At 72.9% G+C, this 25,753-nt stretch carries 21 protein-coding genes; 7 read left to right on the forward strand and 14 right to left on the reverse strand.

Annotation, left to right across the window (positions count from 1 at the left end; genetic code table 11):
* Positions 1–19 precede the first annotated feature (19 nt).
* The 3 genes from J2S44_RS27415 to J2S44_RS27425 all read right to left on the reverse strand — a co-directional run bounded on the left by J2S44_RS27415 (position 20) and on the right by J2S44_RS27425 (position 3,728).
* Positions 20–1,141: a DegT/DnrJ/EryC1/StrS family aminotransferase gene (locus tag J2S44_RS27415; protein ID WP_310419778.1), complete on the reverse strand. Its 1,122-nt coding sequence runs from the start codon at positions 1,139–1,141 to the stop codon at positions 20–22.
* Between the two features lie 11 nt (positions 1,142–1,152).
* Entirely contained in the window at positions 1,153–2,418 is a 1,266-nt protein-coding gene (gene evdC, locus J2S44_RS27420; protein WP_310419780.1) for an L-evernosamine nitrososynthase, read from the reverse strand.
* Positions 2,419–2,639: 221 nt separating this feature from the next.
* Positions 2,640–3,728, reverse strand: coding sequence for a transposase domain-containing protein (locus tag J2S44_RS27425; RefSeq protein WP_310419782.1), 1,089 nt, complete (start codon positions 3,726–3,728; stop codon positions 2,640–2,642).
* A 103-nt stretch (positions 3,729–3,831) separates the two neighbouring features.
* On the opposite strand from J2S44_RS27425, the gene J2S44_RS27430 reads away from it, so the two are divergent.
* Both J2S44_RS27430 and J2S44_RS27435 read left to right on the forward strand, forming a co-directional pair.
* Positions 3,832–5,001, forward strand: coding sequence for a nucleotide disphospho-sugar-binding domain-containing protein (locus tag J2S44_RS27430; protein WP_310419784.1), 1,170 nt, complete (start codon positions 3,832–3,834; stop codon positions 4,999–5,001).
* A complete protein-coding gene (locus tag J2S44_RS27435; RefSeq protein ID WP_310419786.1) occupies positions 4,986–5,924 on the forward strand; it encodes an NAD-dependent epimerase/dehydratase family protein in 939 nt (312 codons plus the stop codon). The genes J2S44_RS27430 and J2S44_RS27435 overlap by 16 nt, the downstream gene beginning before the upstream one ends.
* A gap of 48 nt (positions 5,925–5,972) precedes the next feature.
* On the opposite strand, the gene J2S44_RS27440 is transcribed toward J2S44_RS27435, so the two are convergent.
* Positions 5,973–6,731 (reverse strand): phytanoyl-CoA dioxygenase family protein, encoded by a 759-nt coding sequence (locus tag J2S44_RS27440; RefSeq protein WP_310419789.1) that lies wholly within the window; start codon positions 6,729–6,731, stop codon positions 5,973–5,975.
* 200 nt (positions 6,732–6,931) lie between these two features.
* Between J2S44_RS27440 and J2S44_RS27445 the strand changes: the two genes are divergently transcribed.
* Together J2S44_RS27445 and J2S44_RS27450 are read left to right on the forward strand one after the other, a co-directional pair.
* Positions 6,932–7,681 carry an HAD family hydrolase gene (locus J2S44_RS27445; protein WP_310419791.1) on the forward strand — a complete coding sequence of 250 codons (750 nt, stop codon included), beginning with the start codon at positions 6,932–6,934 and terminating at the stop codon, positions 7,679–7,681.
* Entirely contained in the window at positions 7,678–8,595 is a 918-nt protein-coding gene (locus J2S44_RS27450; protein ID WP_310419793.1) for an NAD-dependent epimerase/dehydratase family protein, read from the forward strand. Before J2S44_RS27445 ends, J2S44_RS27450 begins: the two co-directional genes overlap by 4 nt.
* Positions 8,596–8,609: 14 nt before the next feature.
* Here J2S44_RS27450 and J2S44_RS27455 read toward each other — a convergent pair whose 3' ends face one another.
* The 3 genes from J2S44_RS27455 to J2S44_RS27465 all read right to left on the reverse strand — a co-directional run bounded on the left by J2S44_RS27455 (position 8,610) and on the right by J2S44_RS27465 (position 11,604).
* Positions 8,610–9,503, reverse strand: a complete 894-nt coding sequence (locus J2S44_RS27455; protein ID WP_310419795.1) for a glycosyl hydrolase — start codon at positions 9,501–9,503, stop codon at positions 8,610–8,612.
* Between the two features lie 79 nt (positions 9,504–9,582).
* The gene (locus J2S44_RS27460) at positions 9,583–9,831 is read right to left on the reverse strand and encodes a LuxR C-terminal-related transcriptional regulator (RefSeq protein ID WP_310419797.1); all 249 of its coding nucleotides are present in this window, start codon (positions 9,829–9,831) and stop codon (positions 9,583–9,585) included.
* 1,491 nt (positions 9,832–11,322) lie between these two features.
* A complete protein-coding gene (locus J2S44_RS27465) occupies positions 11,323–11,604 on the reverse strand; it encodes a hypothetical protein (protein ID WP_310419799.1) in 282 nt (93 codons plus the stop codon).
* On the opposite strand from J2S44_RS27465, the gene J2S44_RS27470 reads away from it, so the two are divergent.
* Positions 11,603–12,367 (forward strand): uridine kinase family protein, encoded by a 765-nt coding sequence (locus J2S44_RS27470; RefSeq protein WP_310419801.1) that lies wholly within the window; start codon positions 11,603–11,605, stop codon positions 12,365–12,367. The two genes, J2S44_RS27465 and J2S44_RS27470, sit on opposite strands and share 2 nt — an antisense overlap.
* A gap of 37 nt (positions 12,368–12,404) precedes the next feature.
* Here the strand turns inward: J2S44_RS27470 and J2S44_RS27475 are convergent, their stop codons facing one another.
* Positions 12,405–13,661: a sensor histidine kinase gene (locus J2S44_RS27475; protein ID WP_310419803.1), complete on the reverse strand. Its 1,257-nt coding sequence runs from the start codon at positions 13,659–13,661 to the stop codon at positions 12,405–12,407.
* A 283-nt stretch (positions 13,662–13,944) separates the two neighbouring features.
* Between J2S44_RS27475 and J2S44_RS27480 the strand changes: the two genes are divergently transcribed.
* Entirely contained in the window at positions 13,945–14,676 is a 732-nt protein-coding gene (locus J2S44_RS27480) for an ABC transporter ATP-binding protein (protein WP_310419805.1), read from the forward strand.
* Positions 14,673–17,225, forward strand: a complete 2,553-nt coding sequence (locus J2S44_RS27485) for an FtsX-like permease family protein (RefSeq protein ID WP_310419807.1) — start codon at positions 14,673–14,675, stop codon at positions 17,223–17,225. The genes J2S44_RS27480 and J2S44_RS27485 overlap by 4 nt, the downstream gene beginning before the upstream one ends.
* Positions 17,226–17,272: 47 nt before the next feature.
* On the opposite strand, the gene J2S44_RS27490 is transcribed toward J2S44_RS27485, so the two are convergent.
* From J2S44_RS27490 to J2S44_RS27515, 6 genes are all read right to left on the reverse strand, one after another.
* Positions 17,273–18,241, reverse strand: coding sequence for a glycoside hydrolase family 6 protein (locus tag J2S44_RS27490; RefSeq protein ID WP_310419809.1), 969 nt, complete (start codon positions 18,239–18,241; stop codon positions 17,273–17,275).
* A 54-nt stretch (positions 18,242–18,295) separates the two neighbouring features.
* On the reverse strand, positions 18,296–19,513 hold the full coding sequence (locus J2S44_RS27495; protein WP_310419811.1) for a carbohydrate-binding domain-containing protein: 1,218 nt from the start codon (positions 19,511–19,513) through the stop codon (positions 18,296–18,298).
* Between the two features lie 61 nt (positions 19,514–19,574).
* Positions 19,575–20,693 (reverse strand): LCP family protein, encoded by a 1,119-nt coding sequence (locus tag J2S44_RS27500; protein ID WP_310419813.1) that lies wholly within the window; start codon positions 20,691–20,693, stop codon positions 19,575–19,577.
* A gap of 126 nt (positions 20,694–20,819) precedes the next feature.
* Positions 20,820–21,644, reverse strand: coding sequence for a cyclase family protein (locus J2S44_RS27505; protein WP_310419815.1), 825 nt, complete (start codon positions 21,642–21,644; stop codon positions 20,820–20,822).
* A 91-nt stretch (positions 21,645–21,735) separates the two neighbouring features.
* Positions 21,736–22,605: an endonuclease/exonuclease/phosphatase family protein gene (locus J2S44_RS27510; protein WP_310419817.1), complete on the reverse strand. Its 870-nt coding sequence runs from the start codon at positions 22,603–22,605 to the stop codon at positions 21,736–21,738.
* 68 nt (positions 22,606–22,673) lie between these two features.
* Positions 22,674–25,712, reverse strand: coding sequence for a DNRLRE domain-containing protein (locus J2S44_RS27515; protein ID WP_310419818.1), 3,039 nt, complete (start codon positions 25,710–25,712; stop codon positions 22,674–22,676).
* Between the last annotated feature and the right edge of the window lie 41 nt (positions 25,713–25,753).

Raw genomic sequence — 25,753 nt, forward strand, 5'->3', positions numbered from 1 at the left:
TCTCCTCCAGTGCGGTGGCTCAGAGTGCCGTCAGTACGTCGCGCAACGCGCCGATCACCGTGTCCTGCACGTCGACCGGCAGCGACGGGTACATCGGCAGAGAGAAGATCTCGCCGGCCAGCCGCTCGGTGACCGGCAGCGACCCGGCGGCGTAGCCGAGCTTCGAGAAGCCGGTCATGGTGTGCACCGGCCACGGATAGCTGATGTTGAGGGTGATCCCGCGCCGGCTCAGCTGGGCCATGATGGTGTCCCGCTGCGGATGGCGGACGACGTAGAGGTAGTAGACGTGGTCGTTGCCGTCGGCGAGCGCGGGCAGGACCAGCCCGGTCGCGGCCGCCACGTCGGCCAGCCCCGCGGCGTAGCGCTCGGCCACCGCGCGGCGCCCGGCGATGTACTCGTCGAGCCGACCCAGCTTGCGCCGGAGGATCTCCGCCTGCACCTCGTCCAGCCGGCTGTTGTGGCCGGGCGTCTGCACGACGTAGTAGACGTCCTCCATGCCGTAGTAGCGCAGCCGGCGCAGCTCCCGGTCCACGGCCTCGCCGTGGGTGAGCACCGCGCCGCCGTCGCCGTACGCGCCGAGCACCTTGGTGGGGTAGAAGGAGAAGGCGGACGCGTCACCCATCGTCCCGGCGAGCCGTCCCCGGTGCCGGGCGCCGTGCGACTGCGCGCAGTCCTCCAGCACCAGCAGCCCGTGCTCGCGCGCCAGCCGTTCCAGCGGCGCCATCTCCACGCACTGCCCGTACAGGTGGACCGGGAGCAGTGCCCTGGTCGCCGGCGTGATCGCGTCGGCCACCCGGGCGGTGTCCATCAGGTAGTCGTCCGCGCGGACGTCGACGAAGACCGGGGTGGCGCCGACCGCGTCGATCGCGAGGACCGTCGGTGCCGCCGTGTTGGCGACCGTGATCACCTCGTCGCCGGGCCCCACACCGAGCGCCTGCAGCGCGAGCTTGATCGCGTTCGTCCCGTTGTCCACCGTGACGCAGTGCGGCACGCCGTGGTAGCCGGCGAACTCGCTCTCGAAGCCGCGCACGCTGCGCCCGAGCACCAGGTTGCCGGACTCGAAGACCGTCTCCACCGCGTCGAGCAGGTCGGTGCGCTCCTTCTCGTACTCCGGCAGGTAGTCCCACACTCGGATGGTCATGTTCGCCCTTCTCATGCCGGGGTTCGGGAGCGGAGCGCGCGCACGCTCATGTAGTCGTTGTCCCGGTCGGCACCCAGCGCCTGGCCGCTCAGGTACTCGACACCGTCCACATAGCTGTACGGCTGCATGAAGCCGCCGGCCCGGACGTCGCGGTAGAGGCGCGCCAGCGGGTGCTGCCCGGCGTACGCCTGCCCTCCGGCCAGCGACAGGCAGTCGTCGACGATCGCCGGGGCCAGCTGATTGACGGTCATCTTGGCGTACTGGAACGGGGTCATCATCCCGCGCCCACGCTCGTCGAGGTCGCCGCTGAGGTCGGCGGAGAGCGTATCCGCGTTGATCAGCGCGGTTCCCGCGACGGCGCGGAGCGTATAGAGCCGGGTGTCGATGCCGGCCACCAGCGTGCGAACCCCGGCCGGCGGCTCCGACCGGCGGCGCGCGCACATCTCCACGGCGATGTCCCGCGCGGCCTGCGCGACACCCGCGTAGATGCCCAGCATGGTGATCGAGCTGACGGTCTGCCCGGCGAGGACGGCGTCCCGGCGCGCACCGGCCGGACCGCGCTCCAGGACGTCGTCGGCGGCGACCGGGCAGTCGTGGAAGCTGACGTCGAGCGTGCCGGACGCCCGCATGCCGAGACCGTCCCAGTGCTCGGCCACGCTCAGCCCGGGTGTGTCGCGGTGCACCACGGGAACGGCCAGCAGCACGGTGCCGTCGGCCGCCCGGCGCTGGGCGTGCACGAAGAAGTGGGTGCCGACCGGCGCCATGCTGACCAGGATCTTGCGGCCGTTGAGCAGCCAGCCGCCGGCACCGTCCGCGGTCAGCTCGGTGACGACGCCCGGCGCGTCCTTCAGGCCGCCGCAGACCGCGGCCTCCCCGGTCGCCATGGCGCGCAGCAACCGCTCGGCCAGCGCCCGCACCGGCGGGGTGCCGTGCTGCCACTCGTAGGTCAGCGTGAGCCCGCGGCTGAGCTGGACGTGCAGGGCCAGCGCGGTCGAGGCGTCCGCCTCGGCCAGCCGCATCAGGGCCACGGCCACGTCGTACAGCCGGTCGACGCCGAGGCCGCCGAGCTCGGCGGGCACGGTCGCGCCCATCAGGCCGAGCTTGGCGAACTGCCCGAACACCTCCACCGGGAACGTGCTGTCCCGGTCGTTGTCCCCGGCCTCCGACCGGATCTGCGGGAGGACGCCGGTCAGCAGGCCGAGCATGGTGTGGCCCGCCGGTGTGATCGGTGCCCGCAGGTCGCCCGCCACCGGCGAGTGCGCCGTTTCTTTAGCCATCGCCCGCTTCCGTTCGCGCTATTCCGGTCCACGTCACGTACGCGTTACCGAAGCCGCCATTGCGCGGCCGGGCATTCGGGAACGGCATCGACACACAGTGGACCGTAAATGGGTGTGTGCCGGCCAGCGTAACGCCGCACAGTGGACGTGGCGGGGAAGTCTAGGCGTATCACTCGAGCTTTATTCGCGACCCTTTCCGGTCGGTACCGGACATCGCTTCCTTAAGGCTGCGTCGTGAGCGGGGCCAGCGCCTGATAGAGGCAGAGCAGCGCCCAGATCTCCTGCCGGACGCCGTCGGGGCTCTGCGAACGGGCCGGCACGGTGGTGCCGCGCGGCCCGGGCCGCACCGCGTCGAGCACCCGCTCCGCACGCCAGCGGCCGTGCCGCACCGCCGCGAACTCCGCGGCCGGCCGGGCCCGCGCGTCGAGCAGCGTGGTGACCAGGCGGACCGGTTCCCGCTCGATCACACGCACGGTGACCGGCTCGCCGTCGCCGGGCCGCGGCGGACGCAGAACCGACAGGTAGCTGCCGTCGGGCAGGCGCTCCCCGACCGGCAGGACGATCGCGTCACCGGCGTGCCACGCCAGCTCGGCCCCGGTCGCGACGGCGGCGCGCCACAGCCGCCAGGACAGCACGTCCGGGCCCGCGAGCACGAGCATGCCCGGGCCGAACGAGCCGAGCAGCCGGTCCGCGAGCTCGGCCGGCCCGGTCCGGTCACCGTCGAAACCGGCGTTCAGCAGGGCTCCGGTGCCGCAGTCCGCGTGCGCCAGCAGCCGGACCCGCGGGTTCGCGGCCGGCCCCGCGCCGGCCGGCGGGGCGCCGAACCCGGCCCGGTTGGCCGGGCTGCCGGGCACCTCGACCATGGCGCCGTCGACGGCGGTCAACCGCAGCCCGTGCCACCGCGCGCCCGGCGTTCGCGGCCCGGTGGCCGGGTCGGCGGCCGCGGCGAACAGCAACCGCAACGGCTCGCTGCCCAGCCGCGCCCGGGCCTTCGCGATCGAGCCGGACCAGGCCGTGTCCGCGGTGTCCGGCCCCGTGCCCGACCAGTGCAACCCGTCGGTCAGCCGGAGCAGCACGTCCTCGTAGCCGTGGTCGCGCCACAGCCACATCGCCATGGTGAGGTAGACGGTGAGCCGCGCGGGCAGCGCCCGTCTCCGCCGCTCCCGCGCGCCCGCGGCGTCGATCACCCGATCCACCAGCGCCGGCGGGAACCGCGTGACCAGCACGCCGATCGCCACCCGGTCCGGCACCGTGCCCCGCGCCGCCCGGCTGTCCCGCGCGGCCCGGCCGTACCGCTTCTCTCCGGCCACAGCGGACGATCCTAGACCGGGGGTACGCCTAAGGAAGCGTGATCACGCCTGTGTCGTCGACTCGGATCGATATACATTCGGCCGACACGGCACGGAGGTTCTCGTGAAGATTCTGTTTATCGCAGGGCCGACGAAGTCCAGCCTATTCGGGCTGGCACCACTCGCGATCGCCGCCCGCACCGGTGGCCATCGCGTCGTCATGGCCTCCACCGCGGAGGTCGTGCCGACCGCGCTCGGCATCGGCCTGCCGGCCTTCCCGATGACACCGTTGTCGTTCACCCACCTGATGACGGTGGGCCGGGACGGCGAGTCCCTGCGGATCCCGGCGGACGAGGCGGAACTGAGCACGTTCGTCGGCCACATGTTCGGGCGGCTCACCGCCGCCGGGCTGCCCGCGCTGCGGGACCTGGCGACGGGCTGGCGCCCGGATCTGATCGTCGGCGGCCCGCATGCCTACGCCGCACCGCTGCTCGCCGCGGAGTTCGGCGTGCCCAGCGTGCGTCACCTGCTCACCGGCAACACCATCGACCGCGAGGGTACGCATCCGGGCGTGGACGATGAGCTGCGGCCCGAACTGGCCGGCCTCGGCCTCGACCGGGTCCCCGGCTTCGACCTGGCGATCGACATCTTCCCGGCGAGCACCCGGATCGACGCGGTGACACCCGGCCAGCCGGTGTGCCCGATGCAGTGGATCCCGACGAACCAGCAGGGCCCGGCGGAACCGTGGATGCTGACCCGCGGCGCGCGCCGTCGCGTCCTCGTCACGGCCGGCAGCCTGGTGACCCGGACGCACAACTTCGCGTTCCTGAGCGGTCTGGCCCGCACGTTCGCCGCGCTCGACGTCGACCTGGTCATCGCCGCCCCGGAGGACGTCGGCGCCGCGCTGCGCGACGAGCCCGGCGTGCTGCACGCCGGCTGGGTCCCGCTGGACCTGATCATGCCCACCTGTGACCTGATCGTGCACCACTCCGGCACGATGACGGCGCTGACCGCGCTGCACGCCGGTGTGCCGCAGCTCATCGTGCCGCAGGAGAGCCGGTTCATCGGCTGGGCGCAGAACCTCGCCGTCCTGGGGACCGCGATCACGCTGCGGCCCGGTGAGGCCGACCCGGAGCTGCTGGCCGGCGCCGGCAAGTCGCTGCTCACCGAGGCGTCGTACGCCGACGCGGCCGCCGCGCTCGCGGCGGAGATCGCCGGCATGCCGCTGCCCGGCGCGGTCGTCGGCGTGCTCGAGGACCTGGTGGCGAAGGGGTCGGCATGCGGGTCCTCGTGACGGGCGGTGCCGGTTTCATCGGCTCGCACCTGGTCGACGCGCTGCTGGCCCGCGGCGACACCGTGACGGTGGTGGACGACCTCTCCACCGGGCGGGACGGCCGGCTGGCCGCCGGCGCCGGCCTGTGCCGAGAGTCGATCATGGAGGCGGCCGCGCTGACCGCGCTGGCCCGCCGGGTCCGCCCGGACCTGATCTGTCACCTCGCCGCACAGGCCGACGTCCGGATCTCGGTCGCGGACGTCGCGGGGGACACCGGGGTGAACATCCTCGGCACGGTCAGCGTGCTGGAGGCGGCGCGCGCCGTCGGCGCCCGGGTGGTCTTCGCCTCCACCGGCGGAGCGCTGTACGGCGCGATCGACGCGGTGCCGTCCCCGGAGAACGCCCGGCCCGAGCCGGCGGCGCCGTACGGTGCCGCCAAGTACTGCGCGGAGCAGTACCTCGGCCTCTACAACCGGCTGTACGGCACGGCGCACGCGGTCCTGCGGCTGGGCAACGTCTACGGGCCCCGTCAGGATCCGGCCGGCGAGGCCGGGGTGGTCTCGATCTTCTGCGGTGCCGTGCTGGCGGGGCGGCGGCCCACCGTGTTCGGCGACGGCAAGCAGACCCGCGACTACGTCTACGTCGGCGACGTCGTGGACGCGTTCCTGCGCGCGGCCGACCACGGCGGCGCGGGCGTCTGGAACATCGGCACCGGCGTCTCCACCACGATCTTGGAGCTGCTGGAGGCCATCGGGCGGACCGCGGACCAGACCGTCCAGCCGGTGTTCGCGGCCGCCCGCCTCGGCGAGCTCCAGCACTCCGCGCTCGACGTGACCCGGGCCGGCCGGGAACTGGGCTGGACCGCCCGGACCGCACTGGCCGAGGGGATCACCAAGGTCTACAGGTGGATCGAGGCCCGGGAGCCGGTGCGCGGCGAGCCGTGACCTCGGGGCCGGTGCGGGGCCACCGGTGGCCGGCGGCCCCGCGGACGATCAGGCCGTCTTCAGCCAGGGGCGCGGCTCCGGATCGGCGACCTCGGCCGGCCGACCCATGAAGACCAGCACGTACGCCCGGCGCGGTTGATCGGTCTGGTTCGGGCCGGCGTAGTGCGGCGCCCGGAAGTCGTGGATGACCGCCTCGCCGGCCGCCAGCGGGCAGGCGACCGCGGCCGAGTCGTCGACCTCGTCCGTCATCAGCCCTTCGATCCGGTCGTCGTGGTCGATGTGGTGGTGCGGCAGCACCGGGTTCAGGTGGCCGCCCGGGATGTACTGCAGGCACCCGCTCTCCACGGTGGCGCCGTCCAGCGGCGTCCAGATGCTCAGCCCCCGCCACTTCCACTTCGGGTCCATGTACGCCTCGTCCTGGTGCCACGGCGTCGGTGCGCCGTACCGCGGCGGCTTGAGGATCGCGTGCCCGTAGAAGTCGAGCTCGTCCGCGGGAATGTCCAGGAACGTGGAGGCGATCGCACGGCATCGCGCGAAGTGCGCACTGTCGAGCAATTCAGGAGCGTATTTCTCCGGCTTGATGATCTGGGGGAGCTTGGCCGGTTCACCGGCGTCGTCGCGGCCCGCGATGTCCCGGTAGTCGCCGGTCTCGGGAACCGCGTAATCCGCGAACAACTTGTCGTAGACGCTACGCAGCCAGGCGACTTCCGGGTCGTCGGCGAGCCGCGGAAGAGTGAGGAAGCCATCCCTCCGATAGGCCTCGATCTGGTGTTCGTCGATCTCGAAGTCCAGGGTTTCACTGCGCATTCGCTTGCCTCCCGGAATGGCGACTTTGTGCGAGACGATACGCGACCGGCGACTGTCCGAACGCGAGTCGACGAGCGAGAATAGGGAAAAACCTAGTGATGACTGGTGAGATGCCGGATGCTCGTTGAAAGGCTCGATCGCCCATCACTCACCGTGCGAGGATCGCCCGGATATCGCCGACGACACGGGAGTGATTGGCCATGACCGAATACGGCGCCGTGGCGCTGGATGTCGGCGGGGTGATCTACTACGACGAGCCATTCGAGCTGGCCTGGCTGCAGGCGACGTACGACCTGCTCCACGCCGCCGATCGGGCGATCACCCGGTCCGTCTTCATCGAGCAGGTGGAGCGCTTCTACCGCGACCCGGCGGGCGATCCCGCCGGCCGGCCGCTGCTGCACTCGCCGGCCGGCGCGGACGCCTGGGCACGGGTCCGGCTGGCCTGGACCGAGCTCGCCCAACAGATGCCGGGCGCGGTCCGGGCCGCGACCGAGCTGGCCCGGGCGGTGCCGGTGGTGATCGTGGCCAACCAGCCGCCGGAGTGCATGCGGGTGCTGGACGCCTGGGGACTGACCGAGGCCTGTGCCGCGGTCTTCCTGGACTCGCTGACCGGCGTCGCCAAACCCGACCCGGCGCTGTTGCGCCTGGCCCTGGACCACCTCGGCGTCCACCCGGCCGATCTGCTGGTCGTCGGCAACCGGGTGGACCACGACGTGGTGCCGGCACGCGCGCTCGGCTGCCCGGTCGCGTTCGTCCTCGCCGACCCCGGTTACCGGACGCCGCCCGGGGTGCACCCCGACCTGGAGCGGGCGTACACGTCCCTCCGGGCCGTCCGGACCGCGCCACCGGCCGACGGCGACGCGTGGCTGCGCACGGTCCCGGCGCTGGCCGCCCTGAGCCGTCGGCCGGTGGCCGGCCCGCTCCCGATCACCCGTGCCGAGGCGTCGTGACCACGGTGCGGGTGCGGCAGTGCGCGGCGGCGGTGATCGGCGCCACCGGGTTCATCGGTTCCCGGCTCGTCGCCGAGCTGACCAGCTCCGGGCATCCGGTCGCCCGGTTCAACCAGGCGCATCCACCGGTGGTCGGCGGGCGGGCGGCTCCCGGCCTCTGCGACGCCGAGATAGTCCTGTTCCTCGCGGCGCGGCTGAGCCCGGCACTCGCGGAGCGGCACCCGGAGCAGATCGCCGCCGAGCGGAAGCTGCTCATCGACGTGCTGGAGGTTCTCCGGCGGTCCGGCAGGTCCCCGGTGTTCGTGCTGGCCAGCTCGGGCGGCACGGTCTACTCACCGGACGTGTGGCCGCCGTACGCGGAGTCGGCGCTGACCCGGCCCACGTCGGCGTACGGCCGGGCCAAACTCCGGTTGGAACGGGAGCTGCTGGACCACGCCGCGCACGTCCGCCCGGTGATCCTGCGGCTCAGCAACGTCTACGGTCCGGGCCAGCGGCCCGCCCACGGGTACGGCGTGCTGTCGCACTGGCTGGACGCCGCGGCCAGGCGGCAGCCGATCAGGGTCTTCGGCGATCCGGACGTGGTGCGCGACTACGTGCACGTGGACGACGTCGCCGGCATCCTCACCACGCTGCACCGCCGCACCGCCGACACCGGCCTGGACGGCATCCCGGCCGTGCTCAACGTGGGCTCCGGCGCACCGACCTCGCTCAACGACCTGCTCGGCATCGTGTCCACGGTGGTCGACCGGCGGATCGAGGTGGTGCGCGAGGGCGGCCGCCAGTTCGACCGGCGCGGGAACTGGCTGGACTCCTCGCTGGCCCACGCCACGCTGGGCTGGAAGGCGCAGATCGGGCTGACCGACGGCGTGCGCGAGTGCTGGCGGCACCTGCTCGACGAGCGGGCCGGCCGGTGACGGCGGTGCCGGCCTCAGCCGGCCGGCACCGCTGAGCGGCGGTACCGCGCCCAGCCCCGCAGCAGCAGGCCGTGCAGCACGCCCCAGCCGGTCACCGCGCCGTAGAGGCAGGCGAGCGGCAGGCGCAGGCGGGACTCCGGCGCGCTCCGGTGGCGGTCCCACTCCTTGCGCAGACCGGCCCGCGCCTGGTCCCGCCCGGCCTCGCACCGGCCCTGCCAGTACGCCCGCCGCAGCAGGTAACGCAGGGTCAGCCGGGCGGGGTCGACGTCATGCGTCACGGAGTAGTCCGGCAACAGCTGCTCCCGGGCTCCCGCGTCCTTCATCATCTTGATGAAGGTGGTGTCCTCGCCGGACTGGAGGTTGCCGCCGGTGCGGCTCAGCGCCATGTCGAACGAGAGGCCGTTGGCGTGCGCGAACGCGGTGTCCACGGCCATGCAGGCGCCCCAGATCTTGATGTCGCGGTCGTCCCGGTGCCAGCCGAGCAGATGGAACTGGCCGGACGTCACGTACCACGGCAGCGGGAGCGGTGGGCGGGCGAGGCGGGCGCCGACGACGTGCGCCCCCGCGCGCAGGCTCTCCCGGACCGCGGTGACGGCCTTGGCGTCGAGCCGCACGTCGTCGTCGACGAACATCACGTGGTGATGCGGCCAGCGGGCCAGCATGAGATTGCGCGACGCGGACAGGCCGCCGGTGGCGCCGAGCACGTGCATCGTCCCACCGGCCGCGCCGACCTCGGCCGCGACCTCCTCCGCCGCCGGGGTGACCGGCCGGTCCAGCTGGACGAAGTACTCGTCGCCGGACAACTGAGCCAGGTTGTGGTGCAGGTGCTTGCGTACGTTCTCGACGTGGAAGGCGCAGATCGCCACCACCATCGGGAGGTCGGCCGGCTCTGATTTCCTCTGTTCCATGTGGCCTCGAATCGTCCCTTGCCCATGAATGTAGGTACTCAGGTGATACGAACAGCTGGACGGACGGCCGCGGTGCGGCTCATTCGAGCGTTTCGCGGCGGACCTCCGGCGGCCAGGTGCCGACGGTGAGGATGCCAAGAGAATAGACCTTGGCGATGAGGGCGGGCCGATTGGGGACGCGCAGGTTCTGCAGCAGTTTACTGACGTGGTATTCGACGCCCTGGCGACTCAGATACACCTTGTTCGCGATGTGCACGGTCCGTTCGCCGGCGGCGATGCTCTCGATGATGCGAGCATCCAGTTCGGATAGCGACAGTTTAAAGCTCACAGCCTGGTCTCCATCCCTCGTGACGATCAATGTCGCAATATGTCAACCCATGGCGCACTTATTCATGGTGGTTCCACCTCACCTTTCAAATGTCGCCGGCATGGCGGGACCGGGCACGGCGCACCGTTGCCCGAGAAGATATTCTTGTGAAGCATTCCCGCCAGTCGGACCGTCATGGGCCGAGGCGTACGGAACGAGCTCGGTGGCTCCCGTACGATGGGAAGCTCTACACGTGATCACCGCACGTGGGGCGCATGCAAGCGCTATTCATATTGGTCAGCAAGCATGTCGCACGTGTTTCATGAGAAAGTACACCCCGTGTCACCTGAAACACCCCAGATTGCCAGTGGTGAATGCACCGCTGACCTGTCCGATCGTGGTGGCACGGTGACCGGACGTGCCATCAGACTAACCGATCGTCCCCTCCGGTGTCTTCCTTGGACAGACGTCGACCTATGATCGCCTCGGCCATTGAAGATCGCATAACGCTCGTCCGGCGATCACGGTGCGTCCGGAAGATGCCGATTTGCCCGTGACGCTCCCCCGCCCGGTGCGGTGCTCGTTCCGCCTGCTCGGAGTCGGCTTTCCGGCAGGCTCCACCGCCTCGCGGGCTGAGCTCCGCTCCCGGCCGGGCGCGGAGCGCGATTTCCCCATGAGTCCTAGGGAACTCCCTAGCCTTCGGTGTGTCGCACCAATTGCCGCCGGTCGATCAGTACGCCGACGGCCACGTCGCACGCGCGCGGACCGGGCCGGGACGCCACCGCGCCGGTGCGAGCGGCCCCGGGTGCGGCGGCGGTGCACAACGCCTCGACCAGGTCCGCGGTACAGGTCGCGCGGCGGAAGCATGCCGTCGGTGGGCTCGACGAAGCGTCGGACCGGGACGGACGGCGCGGTCCCGCCGGGGTCGGACGGGCCCGCAACCGCGGCGACGCGGGATTGCCGTCACCCGCGCCACCGCGGTGCGGAACGGGGCCACCGGCCGCGGTCGAAGGGTGCGGTCGGTGCCGTTCGCACGGAGGACCGGCGGCGACCGTACGGCGAGCGCGCCGAAGAACCGTTGCGGCCGGCCGCTGGTCCTCTCCCGGAGCGACGCCGTCCGGCCCCGTGAAGCCTTTCGCGCCCGGGAGACCGGCTCCGGCTGCGGATACCGGCGGTAAGCCTTTCGCGCCCGGGAGACCGCTTCCGGCTGCGGAGACCGGCGGTAAGCCTTTCGCGCCCGGGAGGGCGGCTCCGGCTGCGGACGCCGGCGGTCGCCGTCATCGCCGCACGAGCGCGCGAGGCCGTCGGCCATCACGGCGATCGGGCCGGTGCGACGGGAGCGAAGCGGCGGCCGGCGCGGGAATCCCGTGCGCCGCATCGTAGACACCGCGGCGGCATCCCGCGGGCGGCGACGTCCGGCCCGGGCGCCGGCGCTGCTCTCGCGGAGTCGCCGACCGGTGCGACGTGAGCACCCGCGATACACATCCGGAGATCCGCGGGGTACGCGAGACGTCACGGTGCCACGAGGAGGGAGCGCATGATGACGAACGTCCAGCAGCCGGAACTGCGGCGCAGCGGGGAGACCGCGACCACCACGCAGCGGAACCAGGATGCCGACCCGGTCGAGGCACCGGGCGGTGCCCACGACAGGTCGGGCGACCGGCCGGTGCCGGCGGGGCAGGCGAGCCCGTACGGGCCGGGCGGGAAGACCGCCGGCGACCGCTCCTGAACGCCGGCCGGTGCGGGGCCGGGGCGCGGCTCCGCACCGGCCGGATCTGCGATCATCGCTGTCATGAGCGCGATGGTCCTGGCCGCCGGTGAGCCCGCCGCCGGCCCGTGGCGGGTGCGGGCCGTGGCCGACGTCGTGTCCGCGCTGCGCCACGACGCGCTGCGCCACGACGCGCTGCGCCACGACACGCCAGGCCACGACACGCCAGGCCACGATGCGCCGGGCCACGACGGGCTGAGCCACGACGCGCGGCATCACGGCGCGGTGTCGCCGGCCGGGCGGCCGTGGGTGGTCGCCGTGGACGGGCGCAGTGGCGCGGGCAAGAGCACGCTGGCCGCCACCGTGGCCGCGTGCGTGCCCGGTGCGGTGGTGGTGCACACCGATGACGTGGCCTGGCACCATTCCTTCTTCGACTGGGCGAACCTGCTGGCCGGTGGGGTGCTCGCCCCGGCCCGGCGCGGGGAGCCGGTGGCGTGCCGTCCACCGGCCTGGGACGCGCGGGACCGGCCGGGCGCGATCGCGGTGCCGGCCGGCTGCCCGCTCCTCGTCGTCGAGGGGGTCGGCGCCGGGCGCCGGGAGCTGGCCGGCCTGGTCGACACCGTGGTGTGGGTGCAGTCCGACCTCGTCGAGGCGGAGCGGCGCGGCATCGCGCGGGACGGCGGCACCGCCGAGGCGATCGCCTTCTGGCACGAGTGGATGGCGGCCGAGCTGCCCTTCCAGGCGGCGCAGCGACCGTGGGAGCGGGCGGCGGCGATCGTCTCGGGCACGCCGCGGCTGCCGCACGACCGCGCGACAGAGCTGGTGGTGGCACCCGGGCCACTCCGCTGATCACCGCCGCGCACGGTCATGGCCGGGGGAGACCGCTCTACGGGCGGACCGGTGGGCCGGAGCGTGTGGGCAGCCGGGCCGCGACCGTGAAACCGCCGCCGTCGGACGGCGTGGCGGTGAAGGTGCCGCCGAGCGCCTGGGCCCGTTCCCGCATGCCCAGCAGTCCGTGGCCGGGGCCGCGGGCCGGTGCGGTGTGCGGCGCGGGCGCGGGGCCGTTGGCGACCGTGACGTGCAGGCTGTCCTCGGCGGACCGCACGCTGACCCGCACCGCCGCGCCGGGCGCGTGCCGGCCGGCGTTGGCGACGGCCTCCTGGACGATGCGGTACGCGGCCAGCGAGACCGGCTCCGGCGGGGCCGGGTCCGCCGCGCCCGTGTCCAGCGTGATCGGCATGCCGGCGTCGGCCGCGGTGGCGATCAGCGTGGGCAGGTCGGCCAGGGTGGGCTGGGGCGCGCGCTGCGGGTCGTCGCGGTTGGTGCGGAGGACGCCGAGCAGGCGGCGCATGTCGGTGAGGGTGTCGCGGGCGGCGTCGGCGATCGCGGTGAACTCGTCCCGGGCCGGGCCGGGGAGCGCGGCGAGTCGGTACGGGGCGGTCTCGGCACGGACGGCGATCATGGACATGTGGTGGGCGACCACGTCGTGCATCTCCCGGGCGATCCGGGTGCGTTCCTCGAGGACGGCACGCTGGGCGCGGGCGAGGTCGGTGATCTCCTCCTGCGCCTCCAGGATCCGCTCGACGCGGGTGCGGCGGCGCACCTGGTCGCCGAGGAGCAGGACCCCGGCCAGCGGCAGCCAGACCTGGATGCCGGTGCCGCCCGGCGCGTGCAGGAGGCAGGGGAGCGCGGCGAGCACGGCGATCCACGCCGTGATGCCGGCGGAGGTGCGTGCGGCGGCCACGCCGAGGACCAGCACGACCACCGCCATCTGGATCACCGGCCAGGGCCACGCGCCGGATGTGCGGTCCAGCCACAGCGTGCTGGTGAACGCGCCGGCGTAGGCGATCCGCCACGCGATCAGCGGGCGCCACAGGACGAACAGCAGCGGCGCCGTGGCCCCCAGGGACAGCAGCGTCGCCTCGGCCGCGCCGAAGGGTGCGCGGCTCGTCTGGAAGTCGGCCACGCAGACGACGGTCAGGACCGCGATCGCCAGCACACCCGGCGGTGCGAGCCAGGGCTGCAGCCGGGCCGGCAGCGTGCCCGGTGCGGGGGCCGCGGTGGGGAAGTCGGCGCCGGCCAGCAACCGGGCGAGGTCGCGCAGCGGGGTGAGCCTGCGCCGGGGTGCGGGTGTCGCGGGCACGTGCGCAGAGTATCCGCCGGCCCCGGCGGCGTCGTGGCACTCCGGTAGTCATACCCGGGTATGACGCCGGCCCGGCGGAAACGGGCCCGATCGACCGGAGGGACCGCCCCGGCGGTACGGGTGAGCCCGCGCTCCGACTTTCGGCAGAGGCGGCCCGGCCGGTTTCTGGCCCCGTGGGGTGATGCGGCCCGGCCGCCGCGCCCACGATGCTTCGCCGCCGGACGCCCGCTACCGAGCGACCGGATGCACCACCGACGCACCGCCACCGAAGGGAAAGTCGACGATGATTCTCGCCTGCGAGGCACGTGACCTGGTGAAGGTCTACGGCCGCGGCGACACCGCCGTCCGCGCACTGGACGGCGTCTCCGTAGGGTTCGGCCGCGCCGAGTTCACCGCGATCATGGGCCCGTCCGGTTCCGGGAAGTCGACGCTGATGCACTGCCTGGCCGGCCTCGACCGGGCCACCAGCGGCGCCGTGATGCTCGGCGACGTGGACCTCACCCGCCAACCCGACAAGATCCTCACCAAGGTACGCCGGGAACGGATCGGATTCGTCTTCCAAGCCTTCAACCTGCTCCCCCAACTCACCGCCGCCCAGAACATCACCCTCCCCCTCGACCTGTCCGGCACCACACCCGACCCGGCACTGTTCGGCCGCCTCGTCGACGTCCTCGGCCTCCGCGACCGCCTCCGCCACCGCCCCAGCGAACTCTCCGGCGGCCAGCAACAACGCGTCGCACTCGCCCGCGCCCTCGTCTCCCGCCCCGAAGCCGTCTTCGCCGACGAACCCACCGGCAACCTCGACTCCCGCACCGGCACCGAAGTCCTCTCCTTCCTCCGCAACGCCGTCCGCGAATACGGCCAAACCGTCGTCATGGTCACCCACGACCCCATCGCCGCCTCCTACGCCGACCGCGTCGTCATGCTCGCCGACGGCCGCATCTCCGGCGAGATCCTGCACCCCACCCGCGAATCCGTCACCGACGCCCTCCACCACCTGGCCGGCGCCCGATGACCGTCCTGCGCACCCAACTCGCCGGCCTCACCCGCCGCCCCGCCCGCCTCCTCCTCACCGGCCTCGCACTGATCGTCGCCGCCACCGTCGTCTTCGGCACCGTCCTCGCCCAACGCATCACCCACCAGACCATCCTGGACACCTTCAGTGGCACGTCCGCCGCCGCGGACATCGTGGTCGGCGACGGGACCGGCACGTCGGCGGCGGCGCTGGACGTGGTGCGGCGGACGCGCGGCGTCGAGTCGGCCACGGCGCGCAACGAGGCGTTCTACGACGTACCCGCGGCGTCCGGCTCCTGGCTGACGGTCACCGGCGACCCCGGGAGCGGGCCGCTGTCCGAGGTCACGCTCGCCGAGGGGACCTATCCAGCGGCGCCGGGCCAGATCGCGGTCACGTCCCGCACGGCCGAACGGATGGGGCTGGTCGTCGGCGGCACGGTGCAGGTCCGGGCCGACTCGACGGCGCCGCCGCGCACGCTCACCGTCACCGGCATCGTGCGGCCCGCGGCCGGCGAGGGCTTCGCCGGCCGCGCCTACACCACGAGCGACCTGGTCGACGCGATGCTCACGGCCGACGGCGCGGCGTCCATGTCCAGCCGGATCGAGGTGCACCTCGCACCCGGCGCCGACCCGGCCACGGTCGCCGGCGAGCTGCGCCGCACCCTGCCACGGGTGCCGGACCAGGGCGGCGGTGGGACGCTGACCGCGGGCGGGCAGCAGTCGTCCACGCTGGTCACGCCGGATGTGGTGCTCGGCGCCGAGCTGCGCGACCGGGAGGCCCGGGACGCCGCCGCCTCGATGGACGAGCTGTTCTACCTGGTCGGCCTGTTCGTCGCGATCGCGGCCGCGGCGGCCGCGCTGGTCGCCACGGCCACGTTCCGGATCGTGTTCGCGCAGCGCATGCGGCAGTTGGCGCTGCTGCGCGCGATCGGTGCCGGGCGCGGCGCGCTGACCCGGGCTCTCGCGGTCGAGGGCGCGCTCACCGGCCTGGTCGCGGGCGGGACCGGCGTGCTGATCGCCTACCTGCTCGGTCTCGCGGCCGGGCCGGCGGCGCGCGTGTTCCTGGACGCCGAGATCGCGTCGCCGGGCCTGCCGGCCGTACCCGCGCTGCTGGTCGTCCTCGGCACGACGCTGATCGCGCTGGTCGCGGTGCTGTCCCCGGCCGTGAACGCCGGCCGGGTGTCGCCGCTGGAGGCGCTGCGCAGCGCGTCCGTCACCGGGGCGCGGAGCGCGCTCGGCCGGGGCCGGTGGGCGTTCGGCCTGGTCCTCACGGTGCTGGCGGTGCTGCTGCTCGGGCTCGCGATCGCGAGCCTGCCCACGCCGGACGTGCCGGACAGCGGCAGCCCGGAGCTGGCGATGACCGCGACCGTCGCGGCCGGCACGCTCGCGTTCTTCTCGCTGATCGTGCTCGGCCCGACGATCCTGCGGCCGGTGCTGTGGCTGGTCGGCCTGCCGCTGCGCGCGTTCGGCCCGGCCGGGCGGCTCGCGGTCGGCGGGGTCGGCGGCGCGCCGAGACGGGCCGCGTCGGTCAGCGTCGTGGTCGCGCTCGCGGTGACGCTGACCGCGGCCGCGCTGATCGCGCTGTCCACCACGCGGATCACCATGGACCAGGAGCTGGCGTTGAGCGCGCCCGCGGACCTGCAGATCGCGGCGCCGGAGGGGGCGTCGATCCCGGTCGGCGCGCTCGAGACCGCACCGGAGCTGACCGGCGTGCTGCCGTTCCGGGTGGCCGAGGTGGCGTCCGGCCCGTCGACGTTCACCGTGGCCGACCTGCCGCTGGCGTCGCTGCCGACCAGCGACGACATCCGGGTCACGCGGGGCGCGCTGGGCGACGCCGGGCCGGGGCGGGCGATCGCGTCGGACTGGTCGGCGGGTTTCCTCGAGGCCGGGTACGGCCAGGAGATCACGCTGAGCCGGAACGGCAGGAGCGTGACCGTGACCGTGGTGGCGACCGTCGGCGGGCTGCCGATGGAGTCGATGCTGCTGCTCGACCCGGCCGACCTGACCGCGCTCGGCACGGCGCCGGAGCCGACCGTGGTGCTGGCCGACGCGGCCGGCGATCGCAGCGCCGCGGTCCGGGCCGCGCGGGCGATCGTCCCGGGCGGCGGTGTCACCGTGCTCGCGGACGAGCGCGACGACCTCGCGGCGCAGCTGCTGCTGATCACCGCGGCCGCGCTCGGCCTGGTCGGGATGACCGTGCTGGTGGCGGTGGTCGGGGTGGGCACCACCACCGCGCTGTCCGTCGTGGAACGGCTGCGCGAGGCCGGCCTGCTGCGGGCGGTCGGCATGAGCCGCGGGCGGCTGCGGGCGACGCTGCTGCTGGAGGCCTCGCTCTACGGCGTGGTCGGCGCGCTGCTCGGCCTGGCGCTGGCGGTCCCGTTCGCGTGGCTGATGCTCACCGCGGCCGGGCTGGACGCGCCGCTCGCGCTGCCCTGGGGTCAGCTGGCGCTGGTGATCCTCGTCCTGGGCCTGCTCACCGCCGTGTCGGGCGTCCTCCCCGCCCGCCGCGCCGCCCGGGTCAGCCCGACCGTCGCGCTGGCGATGGACTGACCCGCGCGGCCGGTACGGGCCCGTGGGCGCGGGCGGGCCCGTACCGGTCAGGCGCCGGTGATCAGGTGTTTCGCGAGGGCCGGGTCGAACGTGCCGGCCGGCGTCGCCGGGGCGACGCCGCATGTACCGTCGGAGTTGCCCGGGTTCTTGATCCAGAGTTGCAGGGCCGCGCGGTCGGTGGTCGCGCGGGCGCCGACGCGGCGGCCGGCCGGATTGCACCAGCCGTCCCCGGAGCCGTTGCCGTTGCGGCTGGTGTCGATCACGTACGGCGCCGCGGTGCCGAGCCGATCCTGGATCATGCCGGCGTAGTCCGTGGCCCACGCGGTGTCGACGTAGTTGGAGACGTTGACCGCGAAGCCACGGACCCGGGTGATCCCGGCCGCCTTCAGCCGCTGCGCGATGACGGTCGGCGTCACCCACTTCGGGTTCGCCGCGTCCAGGTACGCCCAGGTGTTCGGCGCCTTCTCGGCGAACATCCGGCCGGCGAAGTTGAGCAGCGTGTTCCGCTCCGCGATCTGGGCCGCGGTCATGCACTCGAAGTCGCCGAGCGAGTCCGGCTCGATGACCACGATCGCCGGGCGGTCACCGATCGCGGCCGCGAACGTCGAGATCCACTCCATGTACGCCGCGGCGTTCGCGGCGCCGCCGGCCGACTCCTCGCCGCACGCGTCCCGGCCGGGCAGGTTGTACGCGACCAGTACCGGCAGCCGGTCGCCGGCGTCGGCCGCGGTGCCGGTGTAGGCCGCGACGGCCGGGCCGATCCGCGCGTCGCTGGTGCCGGTGAACCAGCGGGCCATCGGCGCGCCGGCGATGTTCGCCCGGATCGACGCGGCGTCCGGATGCGTGGGGTTGGCGGCGACCCAGCGCGCGGACGGCGACGCGGGATTGACGAACAGCCCGTTCGTGATCGCGAACGGGTCACCGGCGACCGCGGCGTCCGCGGTCATCAGAGGGCCGGTGGCGAGCGCACCCGCGGCCACTCCGACGGTGACGGCTATCGACATCAATCGGCGCATGGCCGCGACCTTAGCCCTCCCCGGGGCCGGTGCCGCCGGTGCCCCCGGTGAAGATCACCCGTTGAGCGCGGTCTGTTTCGCCCGGATCGCGGCGAACATCGGGTCGGTCAGGCGGCCCTCCAACGGGCACGGATCCTGCGCGGACACCGGGTCGTGGAGCACCACGCCCCAGACGTTGACGCCGGCCACGCCGGGGCGGGCCAGGTACGCGTCCAGTTTCTGGGTGATCACCGAGGCCCGGCCGGTGAGCGTGGTGCGGCAGCCGGACGCCGCGGCCCGCAGCCCGGACTCGCCGATGATCAGGGGCTTGCCGATCGACTGCATCCGCGCGAGCACCGGGGCGAGGTGCCCGGTCACGATCGCGTTGCTGTTCTGCCAGTCGTACTCGTACTCGTGGATCGACGCGATGTCGACCTCCGGACCGGCGTGCAGGTAGGCGAAGTCGGACGTGCCGTAGAACGCCTGGTACATCGTGCCGGTCGCGACCAGATGGTTCGGGTCCGCGGCCTTGACCGCGGCCGCGGCCTCGTCGAAGAACGCCTTGATGATCGCGTCGGCCACGATCCGGTCCAGCACCGGCAGCCCGTACGGCCGGAACGCCCAGGTCCTGGTCACCGTGTTCGGCGCGAGCTGCGCGAAATAGGAGTCCAGCTGCGCGTCGGTCCACGGCACGCCGCCGTTGTCGCAGCCGCTCATGCCGAACGCGTTGAGGCCGGCGAACGTGAAGGGGCGCCCGCCGAGCATCAGCCGCGAGCCGGAACGGGTGACGAAACCCGGACCCCCGCCGATCCGGTACGTGTCCACCTCCAGGAACCGGTCGCAGCCGCCGTCGCCGTACTCGTTGAGGAAGCGGAACGAGATCGAATGACTGCCCGCGCCCCACGACCCGGTCCACCGGTAGTCGCGCCACGCGCCGGTCACCGCGGTCCGGCCGACCACCGTGCCGTCGACCGCGACCTCCATCCGCGGCGCCGCGTCCGTGCTGCCGCAGACGCCGCCCATCGCGCTCACCGACAGCGTGGTGAACGGCGCGGCCGCGGTGAAGCCGCCGGTCGCGGCCGCGTTGTTCCAGATCGCGAGCGCCCAGCCGCCGGACGCGGCCCGATCCCGGTAGGCGGACCCGTACGCCGGGTCGACGGTGAGCGTCTCGGCCTCGAACTGCGTCGCGGCGTGCGCGCCGGAGGCGGGAACGACGACCGCGGCGAGGAGCGCGACACCGAACGCCGCGACCCTGGCCGACAGCCCCCGTGCCGCCGAACCTGGTCTGATCATGGCGGTCATGCTGCCACGGCACGGCCGGCCCGGTCATTCCCGTCCATCGATGGCTCGCGGCTCAGCGCGAGTTCGCGATGAATTGCGGATGCTCGATCAGGAACGTGGCCAGTGTGCCGTCCTTCGCGGCCGCGAGCATCCGCAGCGACTCCGCGTCCAGCTGCTCGGCGCCGGTCTCGGCGGACGTGTTGAACGTACCCGCGTTGGTCTTGATCAGGGTCAGGTCGTTCGCGGCCACGCCCTTGAGCGTGAAGAAGAAGTCGGCCACCGGCGTGCCACGGGTGTCCAGGATGAACGCCTCACCGGCCGCCGCGACCAGCTCGTTCAGCTTGCCCAGGTCGGTCAGCACGCCGGACGAGGTCGCCTTCCTGACGATCGCCTTGATCAGCTGCTGCTGGTGCTGCTGCCGCCCGTAGTCGCCGTTGTCCAGGCTCTTCCGGATCCGCGCGTAGTCCAGCGCCCGGGTGGCGTCCATCGAACGACACCCCGGCTCGTGCACCAGCGGCACGCTGCCCGGCGGCAGCCCTTCCAGCCGGGGCGGATCGACCTGGTCGTTGTACCAGCCCTGGACCAGCTTGCCCTTCGCGTCGACGCCCAGGTGAACCGACTCGGCCGGTTCCGCGACGCACATGTCGACACCGCCGAGCGCGTGCACGATGCTGTGGAACCCACCGAAGTCGATCACCGCCGCGCCGTTGAACTCGATCCCGGTGTGCTTCCGCAGCGTCGCGGCGAGCACCTCGGTGCCGCGCCCCCGCTTCTCCAGGTCCGTGCCGGGAAGCCGCGAGCCGTAGTAGAACGCAGCGTTGATCTTCTCCGTGGCGCCGGGAAAGCCGAACTCGTCGTTCGCCGGGATGTCCACCATCCAGTCCCGCGGGATCGAGATCAGATAGGCCTGGTCGTGCGTCTCCGGAACGTGCAACACAATGATCGTGTCAGCCCGGAAATCCTGGTCGCCCTCCCGCGCGTCGATGCCGACCAGCAGCATGTTGACCGCCCCGTCGATATCGTTGCCCGCCGGCCGCGCCGCGTCCCCCGTACCCCCGATCAGGTCCGTCTGCGTGATCGACTCCTCGGCCTGACTGATCAGCGTCCGGGTGACGGCCAGCGTGCTCCCGCTCCCCACCGACAGCACCAGCCCGAAGCCCAGCAACAGCCGCGCCCACAGCGGATCCTTCACCCGTTTCACAAACCGAAGACCCGGCCGGCGGTACGCCCGGTGGCAGCTGAGACGTGGGTCACCCGCCGGATTCCGGCTCAGGCCGGTGGCGGCTCAGCCGTGAGGAGTTGCTCTCCCGCCGAGGAGTCAGGCCAGGGCGAGGATGCGGGCCGGGCCGCCGGAGCCCTGTTCCCAGGGGACGAGGCCGACCACGAGGGTGGCGCCGCGGGCCGGGACGGTGCGCAGGCGCGTCAGGTTCTCGATGCCGTAGCGGTCGGCGCCGAGCAGGGTGAAGTGGACCGGGTAGTCGGTGGAACGGCCCGGGTCGAGGCTGAGCGTGTCGATGCCGAGGCAGCGGATGTGGCGGGCGCTGAGCAGCCATTCGCAGGCGTCCGCGCCGAAGCCGGGGAAGTGCATGGTGCCCTGGGCGTCGGCGTTGCGGTAGCGCTGGTTGGCGGCGTGGCGGTCCCAGCCGGTGTGCAGCAGGACGGCGGCGCCGGTGGGGATGCGGCCCCACTCGCGTTCCCAGGCGCGCAGGTCGGCGACCGTGAGCACGGTGTCGGGGTCGCCGGCGGCGCGGCGCGCGACGCTGATCGTGACGGCGGGCAGGACCAGTTCGTCCGGGGTGAGCTGGGTGGCGGTGCGGCCGCCGGGGACGAAGTGGACCGGGGCGTCGACGTGCGTGCCGGTGTGTTCGACGATCCGCCACTCCTGCATGTAGTAGCCGTCGTCCGGGATGGCCTTGTACGGGCCGCGGCGCGCCTCCTCACCGGGCGCGAACGTGGGGAACGTCGTGGTGAACGGGTGCGTCAGGTCCCGCACCGTGTGCCGGCCCGGCACGGCGGCTGCGGCGGCGGCCGGCCGGGCCGGGCCGACGGTGAGCGCGGCCGCGGCGAGGCCGGTCAGCGCGGCGCGGCGGGACACCGCGGCCTGTGGGGATGCGGCGTGGCGCAGGCATTCCTCGGTGCACATCGTGCGACTCCCATCGTCGGGTCCGCTCTCAATGTGGCGCACCGTGGTAGCAGGGCGGGCACGACACGCCACATCCCGACAGGGTGAAACGTCAGTCGACCGAGACGCTGTAGATCACCACGTGGTGGTCGGAGTAGGCGGAGTCGCCGACCGCGCACCAGCGCTTCGCCTCCGTGCTGAACACGTAGTCGAGCTTGCCGCTGAGGCCGCTGCCGGTCCAGGTGTCCCGGCCGTCGCGGACCGCGCCGGTCTGGTCGCACTCGCGGTAACCGGGCGTGCCGGCCCCGGTCGCCCAGAACCCGTCGGCCCACAGCCATTCGCGGGCGTTGCCGGGCCGGTCCTGGGGCTGCACGTTGAAGTCGCCGCCGATCACCAGCGTGGGGAAGGCCTGGACGATGTTCTGGATGTCCTTCATCTGGTCGTCGGCGTACTCCCAGTCGGGGTGGTCGGGGTTGTTCTTGGACGGGTCGAGGTGCACGTTGCAGAGCCGCGCGTCCCAGTAGGTGGCGGTCACGCAGTGGAACGGCCGGGCGAGGCCGTTCCAGGCGTGCGTGATCTCGTAGTTCTGCGGGCTGGACAAGCCGGCCTTGACCACGATCGCGGTGCCGATCCGGTCGGTCCGGGTGCCGCCGCAGACGCTGGTGCGGCGCACGCCGTCCGTCGAGTACCGGTACGGCGCGAACGACGTGCTCCAGCCGCTGCCCAGCTGGTTCATCAGCAGCGTGAGGTCGTTCTCGCAGACCTCCTGCAGCAGCGCGGCGTGCACGTAGTTCGTCTCGACGTGGTGCTTCACCACGTCGATCTTGTCCTGCGGCCCGCCGTACGCGTCACAGCCCCAGTTCAGCGAGCCGCACATGTTCCACGACATGACCTGCAGGTTCTTCGGGGCGGCCGACGCCGCGGCGGCGGGCGCGAGCACGGCGGTCAGGACGGCGGCCAGCAGTACGGCCAGTCTTCGCACGGCGGTTCTCCTTGCGCGGAACGGAACGGGCCCGGCGGCAGCGCCACCGGGCCCGTAGCGGAACAGGGTCAGGCGAGTGCCTTGAACGCGCTCACGTTCACCGGGAGGACGATCTTGACCTCACCGTTGGTGTTGACCTTGCTGGGGTAGTAGACGCGCACCTGACCGTCGGTTGCCCGGCGGACCCACAGGTCCGGGATCGCGTCGCCGTTCTGGTCCGGGACCGAGACGACCGCGGTGATCGCGGCCTCGGACCAGCCGGTGCCGTACTGCACGTCGCCCTGGCGGGACGCGGCGGCGGACTTCAGCGAGGCCAGGTCGACGCTCTTCGCGATCGTGCCGGGCTTGCCGTGCCGCAGCGACATGATGCCGGTGTCCAGGTGGCGGAAGAGCAGGTCGGGCGTGCCGTCGAGGTCGATGTCCGCGACGTTGACGATCTCCCGGCGGTCCCAGCCGGTCGTCTCCATCTGCACGGCCTCGGCGAAGCTCGCGCCGGTGTACCCGGTGAGCGCCCAGAACGCGGTCCCGGACCGGACGAACAGATCGGGGCGGCCGTCGCCGGTGACGTCACCGACCGCCTTGAGCTGCGTCCAGGTGGACGGCGCTGGCGTGCCGGACGGCAGCATCACCGAGATCCGGTCGTCGACGTCGAAGCTGCCGTACCCGTCGCCGGGGTAGAGCCAGAACCGGCCGTCCGGCGTCCGGGCGAACACATCGGTGACGCCGTCGCCGGGGTACGCGTCGCCGAACTTGGCGATCAGCGCGGCCTTGCCGGCCGAGTCGGTCCAGTGCCCGGTCGGGTTGAGCTGGGTGCCGTTGCGGTAGCCCGCGGCCAGCGACAGGTCCAGCTCGCCGGTCATGCCGCCGGGGTAGCTGCGCAGGTTGCCGGCGCCGTCGATGGCCAGCAGGTCGGCGCGGCCGTCGCCGCTGACGTCACCGGGGCCGTCCGCCTCCGGGCGCGGCGGCACGTAGAACGAGTAGACCGTCGGCTGGCTGACGTTGCCCACCGAGTCGTACGCCTTGACGATCATGTTGATCGGCCCGGCGTGCGGCGGCTTCAGGTCGGTGACGGTGACCGCGTTGGCCGAGGTCTTGGAGACCTCGGTGACACCCTCGAACGCGTACGTGAACCGGGCCGCGCCCTGCGAGGTGAACGTGGCCGTGCCGACCTGACCGAACGGCTTCGTGGCCCAGGTGGCGCCGTCGTCGGTCGCCTCCGGGAAGTCCACGCTGGTGACCGCCGGGGCCGGCGGGCCGGACGCGTCGATGGTCAGCTTGCACGGCGCGGTGGTGGCCGGGTAGTCCGCGGACAGCAGGCCCTCGGCGTCCGTCGCGTACACGGTCCAGAGGTAGGTGGTCTTGTCGACCAGCGTGGTCGACGCGATCGTCACCGAACCCTTGCCGCTGGCCAGCGAGGTGGTCGCGGTGCCGGTCGTCGGCACGGTGGCGCCGGACTTCCAGAACCGGAAGTGCAGCGACTTGAGGTTGCCGTCCGGGTCGCTCGCGGTCGCGGTCAGCACCAGGTTGGTACGGGCGACCGTGATGCCGGTGGTGGAGCAGCCGCCGCCCGGCGCGCTGGTGAGCGTGCCCGGCGCGTTCGGCTTGCGGTTGTAGACCGCGGACAGCGTGGCCGACTTGGCGGTGAACTTGCGCCAGGTCTGCGTGTCCGCCTCGCTGGTCGCCCGCATGCCCATGGTCAGGTTGTTCGCGCCCGCGTCCGCGGCCTTCTGCGCGAACGCCCGCGCGTCGAACGAGGCGTAGTCGTCCTTGCAGGCGTCGCGGCCGTGCGCGAAGTTGCGCTTGTTCGAACCGGGGCTGGTGTTCCAGGTCGGCTGCTTGTTCCAGGTGGTGGCCGTGGAGATCGGGCCGGTCCAGAACAGCTCGAACTGGCGCGTGGTGCACGACCAGGAGTGGATGTTGAGCACCTTGAACGTGGCGGACTCGATGGTCGCGCCCTTGATCGCGGTGTCGAAGCCCATCCGCCAGAACGAGCGGGTGGTCATGCCGGTCTCGTCCTCGTGGCCGACGCGCGCCTCGGACGTACCGTTGTTGAAGTTCGTGCCGTTGTTGAAGTTGCTGTTCGGGTGCTGCTTGGAGACGAACGTCCAGGCCAGCACGCCGCTGTTCATGGTCGGGTCGAGGAAGACCGGGAAGCGCACGTCCTTGCCGGTGAGCAGCCCGGTCGCGCCCGCGTCGAGCCGGAGCACGGCGTCGCCGGTGTTCTCACCGTCCAGCTTCATCGGCAGTTGCGCCGACTTCGCGCCCGGCTCGATGCCGCTGAGGCCGGAGAGACGCAGCACGTCCGCGCTGGTCGCCACGGAGGTGCGGGCCGGGGTGCCGGGCGGCAGCTCCGGGTCGGCACCGGCCGAGTCCCAGCCGAACGGCGTCGGGATCGCGGTGATCTCCTTGCCGGCCTTGTCCAGCACCTGCACGCCGCCGGTGACCTTGTCGGCCCGGAAGACCGCGGTCGTCGAGCGCAGGCCGTACGTGACGGTGCGCACCGCCGCCTGCTTCGCGGCCTCGGGCGTCTTGACGATCAGCAGGTTCGCGAACCCGCCCTCCTCGCGCGCCACCAGCAGCAGGTCCGCGCCCGGCAGCACCTCGGGGTAGAGCGCCCGCGGTCCGTCCAGCACCGCCTTCGGCAGGGGACCGGGCCAGGTGTACGTGATGGTGTGCTCGCCGACCTCCGCCTCGGCGAGCACACTCTCCTTACCGCTGGTACCGCCCTCGGCGAAGCGCACCGGGGCCGGCGCGTTCGCGGGCCGGACGGCGCCGCCGGAGCTCGCCAGCGTGATGTCGATCGGCGCCCAGTCGCCGGACGCGTTCCTCGCCCGGGTCGGCAGCGCGGTGATGTCGGTGCGCAGCTTGCCGGTCGGCAGCGCCCAGGTCTGCGAGGTCTGCGTGGTCGCGGTCTCGACCAGGACGTCAGCGCCGGTGCTGGCCGCCTCCGTCATCGCGGCCTGCTCGTCGCGGGGCGCGGGGACCGGTGGTGCCGGCGGCGCGGCCACCGGCGTCTCGTCTCGATGTATCCACAGTGGTGACAGGGCGGCGATGAGCACCGCGGCGAGCGCGCCCGCGGTCAACGTTCGCCGCGTGCGCGTGCGCACGAAAGGGACGGTCACAGCGTTTTACTCCCCAGGGGCCAGGC

Origin of the sequence: Catenuloplanes niger (assembly GCF_031458255.1) — a bacterium.
In the GTDB taxonomy this organism is placed as follows: domain Bacteria; phylum Actinomycetota; class Actinomycetes; order Mycobacteriales; family Micromonosporaceae; genus Catenuloplanes; species Catenuloplanes niger.